Source organism: Noviherbaspirillum phoenicis (assembly GCF_047237965.1).
GTDB lineage: Bacteria > Pseudomonadota > Gammaproteobacteria > Burkholderiales > Burkholderiaceae_D > Noviherbaspirillum_A.
Genome location: NZ_JBDFLX010000001.1, coordinates 2,517,205 through 2,532,537, shown reverse-complemented (window position 1 = coordinate 2,532,537; position 15,333 = coordinate 2,517,205). Strand labels below are relative to the sequence as shown.

Below are 15,333 nucleotides of genomic sequence, written 5' to 3'. Positions count from 1 at the left end.
TCATGCAAGCCTTTCGCTGTAAGAGGTGGGGAGGGACGCCGCGTGCGGCAGATCGAGCTGGTCGACGTATTCGCAGATCGCGCCCGGGGTGGCGAACCAGATTCGGCCCTGGTCGCGCGCCTGGGCGATGTGCTCCAGCGCGCGACGCAGATGGCGCAGGCGATATGGCTGCCCCACCAGGTAGGGATGCAGCGCGATGCCCATCACCAGGGGCTCCTTGCGCGACTGCTCAAGCATCTCGTCGAAGTTGTCGACGATGAGCTGGGCGAAGTCCTTGGCGTCCATCTGGCGCGCCACCAGCATCGGGATGTCGTTGACTTCCTGCGGATAGGGTATGGACCACAACGGCTTGCCGCTACGGGTCGCCATGCGCACCGGCTGGTCGTCATGGCACCAGTTCAGGGTATAGCGGTAGCCGCTTTCTGCCAGCAGGTCAGGCGTGAGGCGGCTCTCCGATATCCATGGCGAGAGCCAGCCCGCCGGCGCATGGCCACTGCCGGCCTGCATGCGCTCGCGGCAATGCACAAGCAGCGCCAGTTCGTCGGCTTCGGCCAGCGTTCCCTGCTGGCGCGCATTGGTGTGGCCGTGGCCGATCAGTTCGTCGCCCCGCGCGGCCAATGCCGCCACCAGTTCCGGGCAATGGTCATATAGCGCGGTGTTGATCAGTGCGCCGGCAGGCATGCCCAGCGTATCGAACAGGTCCAGGCAGCGCCAGGCGCCGACACGGTTGCCGTATTCGCGCCAGGCATAGTTGAGCACGTCGGGTTCGGGGCAGACCGGCCCCAGCCGCGCCCCCAGCCCTTCGCCGAATGCGAAGTGCTCGATGTTGAAGCCCAGGTAAACCGCCAGCCCGGCGCCGTTGGGCCAGCGGTAGCGCGGCCGGTCGCGGATGCCGGAATAGGGAAAGCGGCCGTGGCAGGGCAGGGCGGGGAAGTCGCTCGGTTTCATCGTGCCGTCCCCATTCACGACAGCGCCAGGCCGGCGCGTTCCAGCAGCCATTCCGCGCTGTCGTTCCAGACATCCATCTGTGTGATCAGGCCGCGGCTGACCACGTACCGGTCGACATAGCGGTTGCCCTCGAACTCCGTGCCGTCCGGCCAGGCGCCATACAGGGTGCCGCGACTGTAGACCACCGCATGATCGTCGCTTGCGCCATCGACGACTTCGGTTGCTTCGATGCGCTTCTTCACCCAGGCATAGCGGGTGGCATTGAATGCGGCGCACTGTGCCGGGTCGCGCATTTCGCGCCCGCCGGTGAACCGGATCCGGAGAGCGGGAGAGACCAGTTCGCGCGCCGCGTCGGGGTCGGGGATCATCAGGCGGCGCAGGTATTCGTCCACCACTGCCGCAGGCGGCGATGCCTGGTTCGCTTTCGTGTTCACTGCTGGTGCGTGCTGCATCGTTTTCTCCATATTCTGCACTCTCGTTGTGCTTTCCCTTCCTGTTTTCACCCCGTCCATCATGGCCAAAAAAGGATTGCCGCTGATGGAAGGCCCGGATTGTCGGCAAAATGCCTGCAATCTTGCTGCTATGGCATAGCCCTTGCATAAGTCATGCCGACATCGTTTCCTTCACTTTCATAAAGGGTGGCACCATGATTTCATTCAAGCGTCGAACCGTCATCGCCGCATGCATCGCGGCATTGGGCGCCGTATCCATGGCAGGCGCGCAGGCTGCCGACACCATCAAGATCGGCCTGGTGACTGCCTTGTCGGGCCAGTCGGCGCAGGCCGGCGAGGCCATCACCCGCGGCTTGTCGGTGGCAATCGACGAGATCAATGCCAAGGGCGGCCTGCTGGGCGGGCGCAAGGTGGAACTGGTCAGCCGCGACGATGAAGGCAATCCAGCCAAGGGCGTGGTGGCCGCGCGTGAACTGATCTTCAAGGAAAAGGTGGCGGTGCTGTTCGGCGGGCTGGATACACCGGTGTCGATGGCCATCGTGCCGATCGCCAACCAGGAGAAAGTGCCGTTCATGGGGCCGTGGGCGGCGGGCACCGGCATCACCAAGAATGGCGCCAACCCGAATTTCGCGTTCCGCGTCTCGGCCGTCGACGAGATCGTGGACAAGGGCATGCTGGTCTATGCGCAGAAGACCTTCAAGTCGGCCAAGCCGGGAATGATCCTGGTCAACAATGCCTGGGGCGAGTCGAATGAGAAAGGACTGGTCGCAGCGCTGAACGAAAAAGGCATGAAGCCGGCCGGCATCGAGAAGTTCGAGGGCAGCGACGTGGACGTGGTGCCGCAACTGAACCGCCTCAAGGCGGCCGGCGCCGACGCGCTGTTCATGGTGGGCAATGTCGGACCGTCGTCCCAGGTCGTGAAGTCACTCGACCGCATGGGCTGGCGGGTGCCGGTGGTGTCGCACTGGGGGCCGGCGGGCGGCCGCTTCACCGAACTGGCCGGTCCGAATGCCAAGCATGTGCATTTCGTGCAGACCTACAGCTTCTTCGGCAAGCAGTCGCCGGTGGGGGAGAAGGTGATCGCGGCGCTGAAGGCCAAGTATCCGGCCATCAAGGGTCCGGACGACATCACGCCGGCGGTGGGCGTGGCCAATGCCTACGACGGCATGCACCTGGCGGCGCTGGCCATCGCCAAGGCCGGCTCGACCAATGGCCCGGCGGTGCGCGAGGGCTTTTACAAGATCGATCGCTATGAGGGCCTGATCAAGACCTATGTCCAGCCGTTCAGCCCGACGGTGCATGACGCGCTCAGCGAGAACGACTACGTATGGGCGCAGTTCATCGACAACCGCATCCTGCCGGTAGGCGTTTCCAACTAGTTCGCCTGGCCGCATGCCGGCCATCGCATCGTTATTGAAAGGAGCTGACCATGCTGGTATCGGCGCTGATCAGCGGCATTGGGCTGGGTAGCATGTACGGCCTGATGGCGCTGGGTTTCTATATCACCTACGCGGTGTCGGCCACGGTCAACTTCGCGCAGGGCAGTTCCATGATGCTGGGCGCGGTGCTGTGCTTCGCCTTTGCCCAGACGCTGGGCCTGCCGATGGCGCTGGCGGTCCTGCTGGCGCTGCTGCTTTGCGCGGCCTATGGCCTGCTGGTGGAATACATCGCGGTGCGGCCGTTTGCCAGCCGCGGCTCGAACGCCTGGCTGATGTCGACCGTGGCACTGGGCATCGTGCTGGACAACCTGGTAATGCACACTTTCGGCAAAGAGCCGCGCAGCCTGCCTTCGCCCCTGGCGGTGACGCCTGTGGAAATCGGCGGCGCCAGCCTGGGCATCTATCCGCTGCACCTGCTGATCCCGGTGCTGGGCCTGACGCTGGCGGCGCTGCTGCATACGGTGTCGCGCCGCACCCGCTGGGGCACGGCCATGCTGGCGGTGGTGCAGAACCGCGGCGCGGCGCAACTGATGGGTATTCCGATCAGGCGGGTGGTGTCGGTTGCCTTCGGCCTGTCTGCGCTGCTGGCCGGCATTGCCGGCGTGCTGATCGCGCCGCTGTTCAATGTGAATGCCGACATGGGCACGCTGTTCGGCATCAAGGCCTTCGCGGTGGCCATCCTGGGCGGCATCACCAGTGCATGGGGCGTGATGCTGGCGGGGCTGCTGTTCGGCGTCGCCGAGGCGCTGATAACGGCCACCATGGGCTCGGGCTATACACAGATCATCACGTTCGCGCTGGTCATCGCGGTGCTGTCGCTGCGGCCCAATGGCCTGTTCGGACGGGCGGAGGTAAGGAAAGTATGAAGAATCCCTCGATTGCGGTCGCCGCCGCCAGGCCGGCCACGCCACTGGTGCTAGGCCTGGGCCGCCCATGGCAGCTGGCCTGCGCGCTGCTGGCGCTGGCGCTGGCCTGCAGCCTGGCGCTGAACCTCAACAGCTACTACGTCTTCGTCATCGCCAGCATTGCGCTGACCGCCATCGTCGGCATCGGCCTCAATGTGCTGCTGGGGTTGACGGGGCAGGTATCGTTCGGGCATGTCGGCTTCTATGCGATCGGCGCCTATGCGGTTGCGATACTCACGACGAAGCTGGGCTGGAGCTTCTGGCTGGCCTGGCCGGCGGCCGCGCTGATCGCCGGCGCCTTTGGCGTGCTGCTGGCATTGCCGGCGCTGCGGGTGAAGGGGCCGTACCTGGCGATGATAACGATCGCCTTCTCCTTCATCGTTCAGCATGCGATCGTCGAAATGCGTGACGTCACCGGCGGCCAGAATGGCATCATGGGCGTGGCCGCGCCGTCGCTGGGCCTTGGCCTGGGCGGCGAGCAGACCGTGGCCCTGCTGGCGCTCGCCACCGCCGCGCTGCTGCTTGCAGGCTATGCCTGGCTGGCGCGCGGCACCTGGGGCGCGGCGATGCGCGCAGTCAAGGACAGCGAGACCGCATCCGAATCGATCGGCGTCAATCCGCTGGTGATCAAGACCGTCGCCTTTGCACTCTCGGCACTGCTGGCCGGACTGGCCGGTGGTTTGTTTGCGCCGTTGTCGGGCTTTGTCACGCCGGACAGTTTCGGCTTCATGCAATCCATCCTGTTCATGCTCGTAGTGGTGGTCGGCGGCGCCGGCTCGGTGGCCGGGCCGCTGGTGGGCGCGCTGGTGGTTGGCCTGCTGCCGGAAATGCTGTCGGCGCTGGCTCAATACCGGCTGCTGTTCTTCGGCGGGCTGCTGTTGCTGGTGCTGTGGCTGGCGCCGGACGGCATGGTCGGCGCGCTGCGCGACCTGCTGCGGCGTCTGCGGCCGGCAACGGCGGCGCCCGCCTATCAGCCGGTGAGCGCGGATCTGGCCCTGCCAGCGCGCCAGCGGCAGGCGCTGGCGGCGCGCGACCTGGGCATGGTGTTCGGCGGCGTGCGCGCGGTGTCCGGCCTCAGCTTCGATGTGCCGCCGGCGGCGGTGACGAGCCTGATCGGCCCGAATGGCGCCGGCAAGACCACAGCGCTCAACATGCTGAGCGGCTTTTACAAGCCGAGCACGGGCGGCTTCACGCTCGGCGGCCGCGCGCTGGAGGGACTGGCCTCGTATCGGGTGGCGCGCAGCGGCATCGCCCGCACCTATCAGACTTCGCAATTGTTCGGCAGCCTGAGTGTGGAAGAGAATGTGGCGCTGGCGGTATGCCGCGGCCGCCTGGGGCCGCTCCTGGGCGCAAAGCGCTACGCAGCGCCGCAGGTGCGCGCGTTCACGCGCCAGCTGCTGGCCTACTGCGGCTATCTTGGCGCGCTCGACCTGCCGGCTTCGGGCCTCGCCCACGTCGACCGGCGCCTGGTCGAGATCGCCCGCGCGCTGGCGGCGGACCCGGACGTGCTGCTGCTGGACGAACCGGCCGCCGGCCTCTCCAGCGACGACAAGCACAAGCTGGGGCGGCTCCTGCGCCGCATCGCCGATGCCGGCATCAGCGTGGTGCTGGTCGAACACGACATGGCGCTGGTGATGGGCATCTCGGACCGGCTGGTGGTGCTGGATGCGGGCCAGCGGCTGGCGGTCGGCACGCCCGCGGAAATCCAGGACAACGCCGCGGTGCGCCAGGCTTATCTGGGCGAGGCCGCCCTGCTCGACGGCGGTGCGGCGCGGGGGCGCGGCTTGCCGGATGCACCCGAGGTGCTGGGCGTGGGCCGGCTGGTGACGGGCTACGGCGCCGAGCCGGTGCTGCATGGCATCGACCTGCAGGTCAGGCGCGGCGAGATGGTGGCGCTGCTGGGCGCCAACGGCGCCGGCAAGTCCACGCTGATGCGCGCGCTGGCCGGCCTGCAGCGTCCGGTGCAGGGCGGCATCCATTTCGAAGGCGCCGACCTGACGCGGCTGCCGGCCGAGGCCATCGTCGCGCGCGGCCTGGTGCTGGTGCCCGAAGGCCGCCAGGTCTTCGGCGAACTGTCGGTGCTGGACAATATCCGCCTTGGCGCCTTTCTCGATCCACGCGACATGGAGGCCAGGGTCGAGCAGATGCTGCAACGCTTTCCGCGCCTGCGCGAGCGGCTGCATCAGCGCGCCGGCCTGCTGTCCGGCGGCGAGCAGCAGATGCTGGCGGTGGCGCGCGGCCTGATGTCGCGGCCGCGCATCCTGCTGCTGGACGAGCCGTCGCTGGGCCTGGCGCCCAAGGTGATTGCCGAACTGTTCGATGCGCTGGACCGCCTGCGGCAGGAAGACATGACCATCCTGCTGGTGGACCAGATGGCTGCGCTGGCCCTGTCGCTGGCCGACCGCGCCTATGTGATCGAGGGCGGTCGCGTGGTGGCGCAGGGCAGCGCGGCCGAGATCGCAGCGGACGTGGCGCTGACGCAAGCCTATCTCGGCGAGCACTGAAAGGGCTGCGGCGAAAGGAGTGCAGCAAGGCGGGCGCGATTCCGATGTTGCCCGCCTTGCCGGCTCAGGCGGTCAGGCCGCCCGCCTCGGCGGTGTCGGCCTTGCCCTTGGCCCTGGCGCAATGCGGGCACGATTCGCCATACACATACAGCGGCGAGAGCTGCTCGCGCGGCGTGACCACCGCGCGGCAGGCATAGCACTGCACGGTGGGCGTGGCTTCCAGCTTCGGGTTCAATGCGGTGCGGCGGTCGAAAACGAAGCAGTCGCCGGTGTAGTGGTGGCCGCCGACTTCCTCGAAGTACTTCAGGATGCCGCCTTCAAGCTGGTAGACATGGTCGTAGCCGATGTTCTGCATGTGGATGGCGGCCTTCTCGCAGCGTATGCCGCCGGTGCAGAAGGTCACCACGGTCTTGCCGGCCAGCTCGTCGCGATGTTGCGCCACCACCTCCGGAAATTCGCTGAACTTCTCGATGCGGTAATCCAGTGTGTCGTTGAAGGTGCCGACATCGACTTCGAAGGCATTGCGGGTGTCCATCATCACCACCGGCCGGCCTTCGTCGTCGTGGCCCTGGTCCAGCCAGCGCTTCAGGTCCGGCGCCGCCACTGCGGGCGCGCGGCCCAGCTCGGGCTTGATCAGCGGGTGATTCATCGTGATGATCTCGCGCTTCAACTTGACCAGCATGCGCTTGAACGGCTGCTCGTCGGAATAGCTTTCCTTGACTTCGAGGTCGGCGAAGCGGGCATCGGCGCGCAGCCATTGCAGGAAGCGGTCGATGCCGGCGCGGCTGCCGGCCAGGAACAGGTTGATGCCTTCCGGGCTCAGCAGGATGGTGCCCATCAGGCCCAGTTCGGCGCAAATGGCCTGGAACGCGGGACGCTTTTCAACGGTGTCGTCGAAGGTGACGAATTTGTAGGCGGCAATGTTGACGAATGGTGAGGAGGGTTGCATGCCAGATAAGGTAAGTCATTGATTCGTCGGCATTATAAACCGCGGTGTGGCGTCCACGCCAAAAACCCGGTTTGGCGCGGACAGGGCTGCGGGTAAAATAGCCGGATGACCTCCCCGCAATTTATCCACCTTCGCCTCCATTCCGAATTCTCCATCGCCGACGGCCTGGTCCGCATCGACGACGCGGTGAAGGCGGCTGCGAAAGACGCGCAGCCCGCGCTCGCTATCACCGACCTTGCCAACCTGTTCGGCATGGTCAAGTTCTACAAGGCCGCGCGCGGCAAGGGCATCAAGCCCATTGCCGGCTGCGATGTGTGGATCACCAACAATGACGACCGCGAAAAGCCGTCGCGCCTGCTGCTCCTGGTCAAGAACCGGGAAGGCTATCTGCAGCTGTGCGAGCTGCTGTCCAAGGCCTGGCTGACCAACCTCTACCGCGGCCGCGCCGAGATCCGCGGCGAATGGCTGGAGGCGCTGGCGCCGGGCGGCCTGATCGCGCTGTCGGGCGCCCATTTCGGCGACATCGGCTGCGCCTTCGAGCGCGGCAATCCGCAGCTGGCCGAGCGCTGCGCGCAGCGCTGGGCAGCCGCGTTCCCGGGTCATTTCTATATCGAGATACAGCGCGCCGGCCAGCCCAACATGGAGCAGCAGGTGCGGCAGTCGGTGGCCTTGGCGGCCAGGCTGCAATTGCCGGTGGTGGCGACGCATCCGGTGCAATTCCTGTCGGCCGAGGAATTCGTCGCGCACGAGGCGCGCACCTGCATCGCCGAAGGCGAGATCCTGGCCAATCCGCGCCGCGCCAAGCGTTTCAACGAGCAGCAGGCGTTCAAGACCCAGGCCGAGATGGCCGAGCTGTTCGCCGACCTGCCGGGCGCGCTCGCCAACAGCATCGAGATCGCGCGCCGCTGCAACCTGGTGCTCGAATTGGGCAAGCCCAAGCTGCCCAACTTCCCGACGCCGGACGGCATGACCATCGACGACTTCCTGGTGGCCGAGGCCAAGCGCGGCCTGGAAGAGCGCCTGCTGCACCTGTTTCCCGACGAGGCGGTGCGCGAGCAGAAGCGGCCGCGCTATGAGGAGCGGCTGAAGTTCGAGACCGACACCATCATCAAGATGGGCTTCCCCGGCTACTTCCTGATCGTGGCCGACTTCATCCAGTGGGCCAAGAACAACGGCGTGCCCGTCGGACCGGGCCGCGGTTCGGGCGCCGGTTCGCTGGTGGCCTATGCGCTGTCCATCACAGACCTCGACCCGCTGGCCTACAACCTGCTGTTCGAGCGCTTCCTGAATCCAGAACGGGTATCGATGCCCGACTTCGATATCGACTTCTGCCAGGAAGGTCGCGACCGCGTTATTCAATACGTGAAGGATCGCTACGGCCGCGAAGCGGTGTCGCAGATCGCCACCTTCGGCACCATGGCCGCCAAGGGCGCGGTGCGTGACGTCGGCCGCGTGCTCGACATGGGCTACAACTTCTGCGACGGCATCTCCAAGCTGATTCCGTTCAAGCCCGGCAAGCTCGTCACCATCGCCGACGCGATCGAGGAAGAGCCGCTGCTGAAGGAGCGGATGGAGAAGGAAGAGGAGGTCAAGCAGCTGCTGGACCTGGCGCAGCAGGTCGAAGGCATCGCCCGCAACATCGGCATGCACGCAGGCGGCGTGCTGATCGCGCCCGGCAAGCTCACCGACTTCTGCCCGCTCTACACCCAGGGCGGCGACGCCGGCGTGGTGTCTCAGTACGACAAGGACGACGTCGAAGCCGTGGGGCTGGTGAAGTTCGACTTCCTGGGCCTGACCACGCTGACCATCCTCGACCGCGCGGTGCGCTACATTCGCCAGCTCGATCCGGCGATGGCCGAGTTCAGCCTGGACAAGCTGCCCCTGAACGACCGCGCTTCCTACGAGCTGCTGACCAAGGCCAAGACGGTGGCCGTGTTCCAGCTTGAAAGCCGCGGCATGCAGGGCATGCTGAAGGATGCAAGGCCCGACCGCTTCGAGGACATCATCGCGCTGGTGGCGCTGTACCGGCCCGGCCCGATGGACCTGATCCCCGACTTCTGCAAGAGGAAGCACGGCGAGCGTTTCGACTATCCCGACCCGCGCACCGAGGGCATCCTGTCCGAGACCTACGGCATCATGGTGTATCAGGAGCAGGTGATGCAGATGGCCCAGGTGATCGGCGGCTATTCGCTCGGCGGCGCCGACCTGCTGCGGCGAGCAATGGGCAAGAAGAAGGCCGAGGAAATGGCGCAGCATCGCCAGATCTTCCGCGAGGGCGCGGCCAAGAACGGCCTGTCCCAGGAAAAGGCCGACGAGATTTTCGACCTGATGGAGAAGTTCGCCGGCTACGGCTTCAACAAGTCGCATGCGGCGGCCTATGCGCTGCTGTCGTATTACACCGCCTACCTGAAAGCCCATCATCCGGCCGCCTTCATGGCCGCCAACTTGTCGTTGGCCATGGATGACACCGACAAGATCAAGATCCTGGTGGAGGACGCGGTGGACATCTGCGGCCTGACGCTGCTGCCGCCCGACATCAACCAGTCGGACTACCGCTTCATGCCGGTCGGCGAGCCGCCCAGCGTTAGCAAGAAGAAGGTCAAGGAGATTCGCTATGGCCTGGGCGCGGTCAAGGGCTCGGGCCAGGGCGCGATCGAGGCCATTCTCGCGGCCCGCCGCGACGGCCCCTTCACCGACCTGTTCGACTTCTGCAAGCGGGTGGACAAGAAGCAGATCAACCGCCGCACCATCGAGTCGCTGATCCGTGCCGGCGCCTTCGACAGCTTCGAGGTTGACCGCGGCATCCTGCTGGCCTCGGTCGGCTTTGCCATGGAATGCGCGGAACAGGCGGAAGCCTCGGCCAACCAGGTCAGCCTGTTTGGCGGCGACCACAGCGACATGGTGGCGCCACCCGAGTATGTGAAGGCGCCGCCCTGGACCGAGAAGCAGAAGCTGACCGAGGAAAAGACCGCGCTCGGCTTTTACCTGTCTGGCCATCTGTTCAATGCCTATGCCGAGGAAGCGCGCAAGTTTGCCCGCACCCGGCTGTCCGACCTGTCGCCATCGCGTGAGCCGCGGCTGATGGCCGGCATCATCGCCGGCCTGCGGGTGCAGATGACACAGCGCGGCAAGATGGTCATCGTGCTGCTCGACGATGGCAGCGCGGCGGTGGAAGTCACGGTCTACAACGAAGTGTTCGACGCCAACCGGCACCTGTTCAAGGAAGACGAGTTCCTGGCGGTGCAGGGCAAGGTGTCGGAAGACCGTTTTTCCGGCGGCCTGCGCATCACCGCGGAAAAGGCGATGGACATCGCCACTGCGCGCATCCAGTTCGGCAAGAAGTTTGCGTTCTCGATGACCGACAGCACCGACCCCGCGCAGATCAAGGCCATCCTGTCGCAGTTCCGCTCGGAGCAGGGCCTGCCGCTGGCAATGCGCTATACCCGGCACGGCATCGATTGCGAGGTGCAGTGGCCGGATGAATGGCGCGTGGCGCCGGCCGATGCGCTGAAGCAGTCGTTGTTTGACAGGCTGGGGGCGCGCAGCGCGGCAGTGGAGTACTGAGCCGCGCCGCCTGGGCGGACCAAAACGGCCTGCCTTCTTACCTGGCTTTGGCGAGCTCGAGGGTGTCGGTGATGCCGACTTCCTGAAGAAACGCTTCGTCATGCGAGATCAGGATCATCGCACCCGGAAAGGCCTGCAGCACCTGTATCAGGTGATTGCGGGTTTCCAGATCGAGATTGTTGCCTGGCTCATCGAGAATGATGAGCCGTGGTGTCGAGGCGCCAATGCGGGCCATGCAGAGACGGGCCTTTTCACCGCCAGACAGGAGCGCAACCGGCGTGCGCACTTGCGCATTGGTGCGAAACAGATAATCCGCGAGATGGCGCCGCACCTGTGCCTCCGGCCATGCCGGCCGCAGGGAAGAGATCGTTTCCAGCGCTGTTTGTCGCGGCGCCAGCATGGCGTAATGCTGATCAAGAACTGCCATGTCCTCTGGCCGTGGCAGCATCCAGTCGCCTGTACGCCACAACTTGGGATCGTCCAGCATGGCGCGCAACAGGGTTGTCTTGCCGCTGCCATTGTCTCCCTTCAATGCCAGGCGGTCGCGTGATCCCAGCGTCAGCGCAAGTTCCCGCACGATGGGCGCGTGCTCCTCGTAGCCGGCGCTTCCCCGCCGGATGGCCACCAGGGTTTTTTCGCCTTGCGCTGCTGCGCCAAAGGAAAAGCTTGGCCTGATTGCTTCGGGCAGGCGCAGTGCGCGGCGCTCTTCCGCGAGCGCATTGCGCCTGTCCTGAATGGCAGCCTGCTTGCGGCCCGGCGTCTCCACGGCGCGCGCCGTCTTGCTCTTGCTGACCACGGTAGGCCATTTGCGCTGGTCTATGCTTTTTTCTCCGCGCCGCTTGCTCTTTGCCGCCCGTTGCTGTTCACGCATCAGTGCCTCATGCGCAGCATCTCTCTCGCGGTCGACAAGCCGTAATGCATGCGCGATGGCTTCTTGCCTATCGCGCCGCTCCTGCAGGTAATGCAGATAGTCGCCACGAAAAACCTGCATTTTTGCATCCTCGATGTGCCACACGATATCGGTGCATTGCCCTATCAGTTCGGGATCATGGGAAGCCAGAAGCAGGGTGCCGCGCCAGTTCTGCAGGCATCGCATCAGGGAGCGACGATGGCGTTGATCGAGATGGTTGCTGGGTTCGTCCAGCAGCAGCATGTTGGGTTTGGCGGCAAGCGCCTGGCTCAGGCAGGCATTCAATCTCTCGCCGCCGCTTTGGGTGTCGAAATCGGCAATGACCTGCGGCACGTGGGCGCAGGCGATATCCGCAGCGTGCCGGATATCGGGATCGGCGCCGGCAAGGCCTTGCTTCAGGCGGTGCAGCAAACTCGACTTTCCGCTGCCATTCCTGCCGACGATGGCAATGCGGTCGCCATAGTGGATCGTGCAACTGAAGTCATCGAAGCACACCTTGTCATGGAAGGACAAGCCGAGCCCCTGAATATGAACAGGCATGTGAATCATGCAAACCTCCTGGAACCAGAGAAAATACACGCCGGCGTGGATCGCGCGCGCATGGCGGACTTGATGTGGATTGGTTTCAGAGGAAGAGCTTCATGATTCGACAGGATGGGCGGAAGAAGGGTTGATCCGAGGGTAACGTCATTCTTCGTAACCGCTTTTCGATCGCGGATCCTTGGATGAACAAGGAAAAAAGCGACGTGGGAGCATGCGCAGTGACTCATTGATTTCCAACTGCAAATCCACGCCATGCAAGAAAAAAATCCACCTCCAATGATCGACGCTGCGCTGGCGCGCAGCCTGGTCGCTGACCAGTTTCCGCACTGGGCCGGACTGCCGCTTGAGCTTGGCCCCCGCAGCGGCTGGGATAATCGCACCTTCCGTCTCGGGCGACACATGCTGGTCCGGATGCCCAGTGGCGCCGCCTATGCGCAGCAGGTGAAAAAGGAGCATCGATGGCTGCCGCAGCTGGCGCCCTTGTTGCCTCTTGCCATACCCAGGCCCCTGGCCATGGGAAGCCCCGGGCGGGCTTATCCATGGCATTGGTCCGTGTATGGCTGGATAGAAGGCGATACCGCTGGTCGAGGCAGCATTGCGGATATGGATGAATTTGCGGCAAGTCTTGCCCGGTTTCTCCTTGCCTTGCGGCGTATCGACGCTTCCGGGGGACCCGCGCCGGGATTGCACAGTTTCCACCGCGGAGGCAGACTTGTTGTCTACGATAGGGAGACCAGACAGGCCATCGCCGCTTTGGGGAGACACATTGACAATGATGCCGCGACCCGGATCTGGCAGGCAGGACTTGCCAGCGCCTGGAACGCGGAGCCAGTGTGGGTACATGGCGATATCAGCGTCGGGAATTTGCTGGTGCGTCAAGGCCAACTGCATGCCGTCATCGATTTTGGCCAAATGACGACGGGAGACCCGGCATGCGACGCAGTCATCGCATGGACGCTGTTCGAGGGGAGCAGCCGGAAAGTATTTCAGGAAGAACTCGCATTGGACGCTGCCACATGGTTGCGTGCGCGTGCATGGGCCTTGTGGAAAGCCATGATCGTCGCCGCCGGGTTCGTGAAGACCAACGCAGAGGAATGGAGCAAGCCATGGAAGGTGATTCGGGAATTGCTCGCAGCCCAGTGAGCGGTGCGCTGCAATGACGCAGGCGCGGCGCATCATCTTCTCCGGCGCGCCGGGCGCCGGCAAGACGACCTTGCTGGACATCCTGGCGGCGCGCGGCCATTGCGTGCTGGAGGAAAGCGCGCGGGCGATCATCAGGGAGCGTCTTGCCCGCAAGTTGCCGCCGCGGCCTGCGCCACGCGAGTTCGCGGCAGAGGTGATGCGGCGGGATATCGACAATTTCCGGAAGGCGTTGACCGCGCCCGGTCCGGTTTTCTTCGATCGCGCCATGCCGGATGCCATGTGCATGCTTGACCAGGCCGCGCCGTTGGAGCGTCGCAGGATCGAGGCGCTCGCGGGGCGCTTTGCCTATCATCCCCAGGTCTTCATGTTCCCGCCATGGGAGGCTATCTATTGCACCGATGCCGAACGCGACCAGACCTTTGCCGACGCCATCGAGGTTTTCAGGATGCTGTGCGCCTGGTATCGGCGGTGCGGATATGAGGTGGTGGAGATGCCGCTGGCGAGCCCCGATGAGCGGTGCGATTTCGTGCTGAAGATGCTGGACCAGGGAAAGTCCGTTGCATAGATACGGCGTGCTTCCAGGCGGTGCTTCGTGGGCAAGGCATGCCAGCGATGCCTGTGATGCCAACCTTGCGCTTGTTGTATCGAAGCCGCCGTCCTTCGCGTCCTTCGCCCTTGGCAGGCTCGCCTTGCTGCTTATCGATCAGTAGACCTAGCGGTACATCAACTGTGCGAAACACCTTGTCCTTTCTCAAGTCCGCGTTGGAGCGGATGCACACACTGGCGCCTTCTGTCCTGCAACTGCCTTGTCTGCCAGCCCGATGAAAGGATATTGATGCAACGTCGATCGCCATCTTGTCGCCTGCCTGTTCTGGTCTTTCCGCCCGCGCGCCGCGTGCCACGCTTTTGCTGTCCGGTCGAAAGAATGGGCGCTCACGAGCGGCGATTGCGGAACAAGCATGGGCGATAGGGCAGGCGGCGAGGCGTCGGCCATGCCGCGGGCGACGCGCACAGGACATGGCGGCTCCATGGTTGCCGTCCATGCCGACAGTCCGGACTGTGCATCAAGGCGCCTGGAAGGCATGCGGCGCCTGGCCTTGCGGGCCGGGCCGATCGCCGCTGCGCCGCGGGAGAATGCATGAGCAATAACGATCTGGTTCTGGCACTGACGGTCTTCATCGTGGTGCTGATGCTCATTGAAGGACTGCGCATCAGCCTGGCGATGCTGGACGACGCCTTGCGGCCATCGGAGCGTTTGCGCGATGTCGGCCGGTCGGGCCTCATCGCCACGCAGAGCGGGCCGGTGCTGTGGCAGTGGCCGTCGCGCCTTGCCTTTGCCGGCGCGGTCGAAACGCTGTTGGCGCAGGTTGGCGCGTGCATCAGGTTTGCGCCTTTCCTGCTGCCGGAGTTGGGCCCGGCCGCGCTGCCCTCGCTGCTTGCGCTGCACCGTCGGCGCAAGCGCCTGGCGCGGATGGAAGCGCAGTTGCCCGCTGCGCTGGACTTGCTGTGCCGTGCGCTGCGCGCCGGCCATGCGCTGCCATCGGCCCTGCGGCTGGTAGCCGACGACAGCGTGTCGCCGCTGGCGGACGAGTTTCGCATCCTGGTCGGCGAGGTGGAATGCGGCGCATCGCTGGCCGACTCGCTGCGCCGCATGGCGCTGCGCAATCCCGGCGGCGATATTGGCTGCTTCGTGGTGGCGGTGCTGATCCAGCGCGACACCGGCGGCAATCTCGCCGAACTGCTGGCCCGCATCGCCGCCCTGATGCGGGAGCGCCGGAAGCCGCATGGCCAGATCCGGATGCATACGGCCGATGCCAGTTTGCCGGCATGGATACTGGGGCTGCTGCTTCTCGTGCTGGCGGCCGGGCTGCACCTGGCGCATCCGCAGTTCATCAGCCTGCTCTGGACCGGCGACATCGTCTGGCGCGCATTGCCATGCGCGTGACGCGGCCGAACGCGAAGCCCTGTTTAGCCAT

12 protein-coding genes and 1 pseudogene are annotated in these 15,333 nt (G+C 65.0%); 8 read left to right on the top strand and 5 right to left on the bottom strand.

The genetic code is table 11. The annotated features are described in order from the left end of the window. Together ABC383_RS11445 and ABC383_RS11440 are read right to left on the bottom strand one after the other, a co-directional pair. A complete protein-coding gene (locus ABC383_RS11445; RefSeq protein WP_413014046.1) occupies window positions 1–948 on the bottom strand; it encodes a polysaccharide deacetylase family protein in 948 nt (315 codons plus the stop codon). Window positions 949–962: 14 nt separating this feature from the next. Continuing rightward, window positions 963–1,400, bottom strand: coding sequence for a nuclear transport factor 2-like protein (locus tag ABC383_RS11440; RefSeq protein WP_413014044.1), 438 nt, complete (start codon window positions 1,398–1,400; stop codon window positions 963–965). 194 nt (window positions 1,401–1,594) lie between these two features. Between ABC383_RS11440 and ABC383_RS11435 the strand changes: the two genes are divergently transcribed. The 3 genes from ABC383_RS11435 to ABC383_RS11425 are packed head-to-tail and all read left to right on the top strand — an operon-like array spanning window position 1,595 to window position 6,248. Beyond that, a complete protein-coding gene (locus tag ABC383_RS11435) occupies window positions 1,595–2,779 on the top strand; it encodes an ABC transporter substrate-binding protein (RefSeq protein ID WP_413014042.1) in 1,185 nt (394 codons plus the stop codon). 50 nt (window positions 2,780–2,829) lie between these two features. Next, a complete protein-coding gene (locus tag ABC383_RS11430; protein ID WP_413014040.1) occupies window positions 2,830–3,705 on the top strand; it encodes a branched-chain amino acid ABC transporter permease in 876 nt (291 codons plus the stop codon). Next, window positions 3,702–6,248: a branched-chain amino acid ABC transporter ATP-binding protein/permease gene (locus ABC383_RS11425; protein ID WP_413014038.1), complete on the top strand. Its 2,547-nt coding sequence runs from the start codon at window positions 3,702–3,704 to the stop codon at window positions 6,246–6,248. Before ABC383_RS11430 ends, ABC383_RS11425 begins: the two co-directional genes overlap by 4 nt. A 64-nt stretch (window positions 6,249–6,312) precedes the next feature. Here the strand turns inward: ABC383_RS11425 and ABC383_RS11420 are convergent, their stop codons facing one another. After that, window positions 6,313–7,197, bottom strand: a complete 885-nt coding sequence (locus ABC383_RS11420; RefSeq protein WP_413014036.1) for a sulfurtransferase — start codon at window positions 7,195–7,197, stop codon at window positions 6,313–6,315. A gap of 105 nt (window positions 7,198–7,302) precedes the next feature. Here ABC383_RS11420 and dnaE point away from each other — a divergent pair, with 105 nt between their 5' ends. After that, window positions 7,303–10,761 carry a DNA polymerase III subunit alpha gene (dnaE, locus tag ABC383_RS11415; RefSeq protein WP_413014035.1) on the top strand — a complete coding sequence of 1,153 codons (3,459 nt, stop codon included), beginning with the start codon at window positions 7,303–7,305 and terminating at the stop codon, window positions 10,759–10,761. Window positions 10,762–10,798: 37 nt separating this feature from the next. Here dnaE and ABC383_RS11410 read toward each other — a convergent pair whose 3' ends face one another. Both ABC383_RS11410 and ABC383_RS11405 read right to left on the bottom strand, forming a co-directional pair. Next, entirely contained in the window at window positions 10,799–11,632 is an 834-nt protein-coding gene (locus tag ABC383_RS11410; protein ID WP_413016313.1) for an ATP-binding cassette domain-containing protein, read from the bottom strand. 474 nt (window positions 11,633–12,106) lie between these two features. Next, window positions 12,107–12,211, bottom strand: a pseudogene (locus ABC383_RS11405) (hypothetical protein); the annotation flags it as partial. 255 nt (window positions 12,212–12,466) lie between these two features. Between ABC383_RS11405 and ABC383_RS11400 the strand changes: the two are divergent. The 4 genes from ABC383_RS11400 (at window position 12,467) to ABC383_RS11385 (ending at window position 15,302) form a co-directional block, all read left to right on the top strand. Next, window positions 12,467–13,357, top strand: a complete 891-nt coding sequence (locus ABC383_RS11400; protein ID WP_413014033.1) for an aminoglycoside phosphotransferase family protein — start codon at window positions 12,467–12,469, stop codon at window positions 13,355–13,357. A gap of 13 nt (window positions 13,358–13,370) precedes the next feature. Further along, on the top strand, window positions 13,371–13,922 hold the full coding sequence (locus ABC383_RS11395) for an AAA family ATPase (RefSeq protein WP_413014031.1): 552 nt from the start codon (window positions 13,371–13,373) through the stop codon (window positions 13,920–13,922). A 394-nt stretch (window positions 13,923–14,316) separates the two neighbouring features. Then, window positions 14,317–14,499, top strand: a complete 183-nt coding sequence (locus ABC383_RS11390; protein ID WP_413014030.1) for a P-loop NTPase family protein — start codon at window positions 14,317–14,319, stop codon at window positions 14,497–14,499. Further along, complete coding sequence (locus ABC383_RS11385) at window positions 14,496–15,302, top strand: type II secretion system F family protein (protein WP_413014029.1); 807 nt, start codon at window positions 14,496–14,498, stop codon at window positions 15,300–15,302. The genes ABC383_RS11390 and ABC383_RS11385 overlap by 4 nt, the downstream gene beginning before the upstream one ends. Window positions 15,303–15,333: the final 31 nt, after the last annotated feature.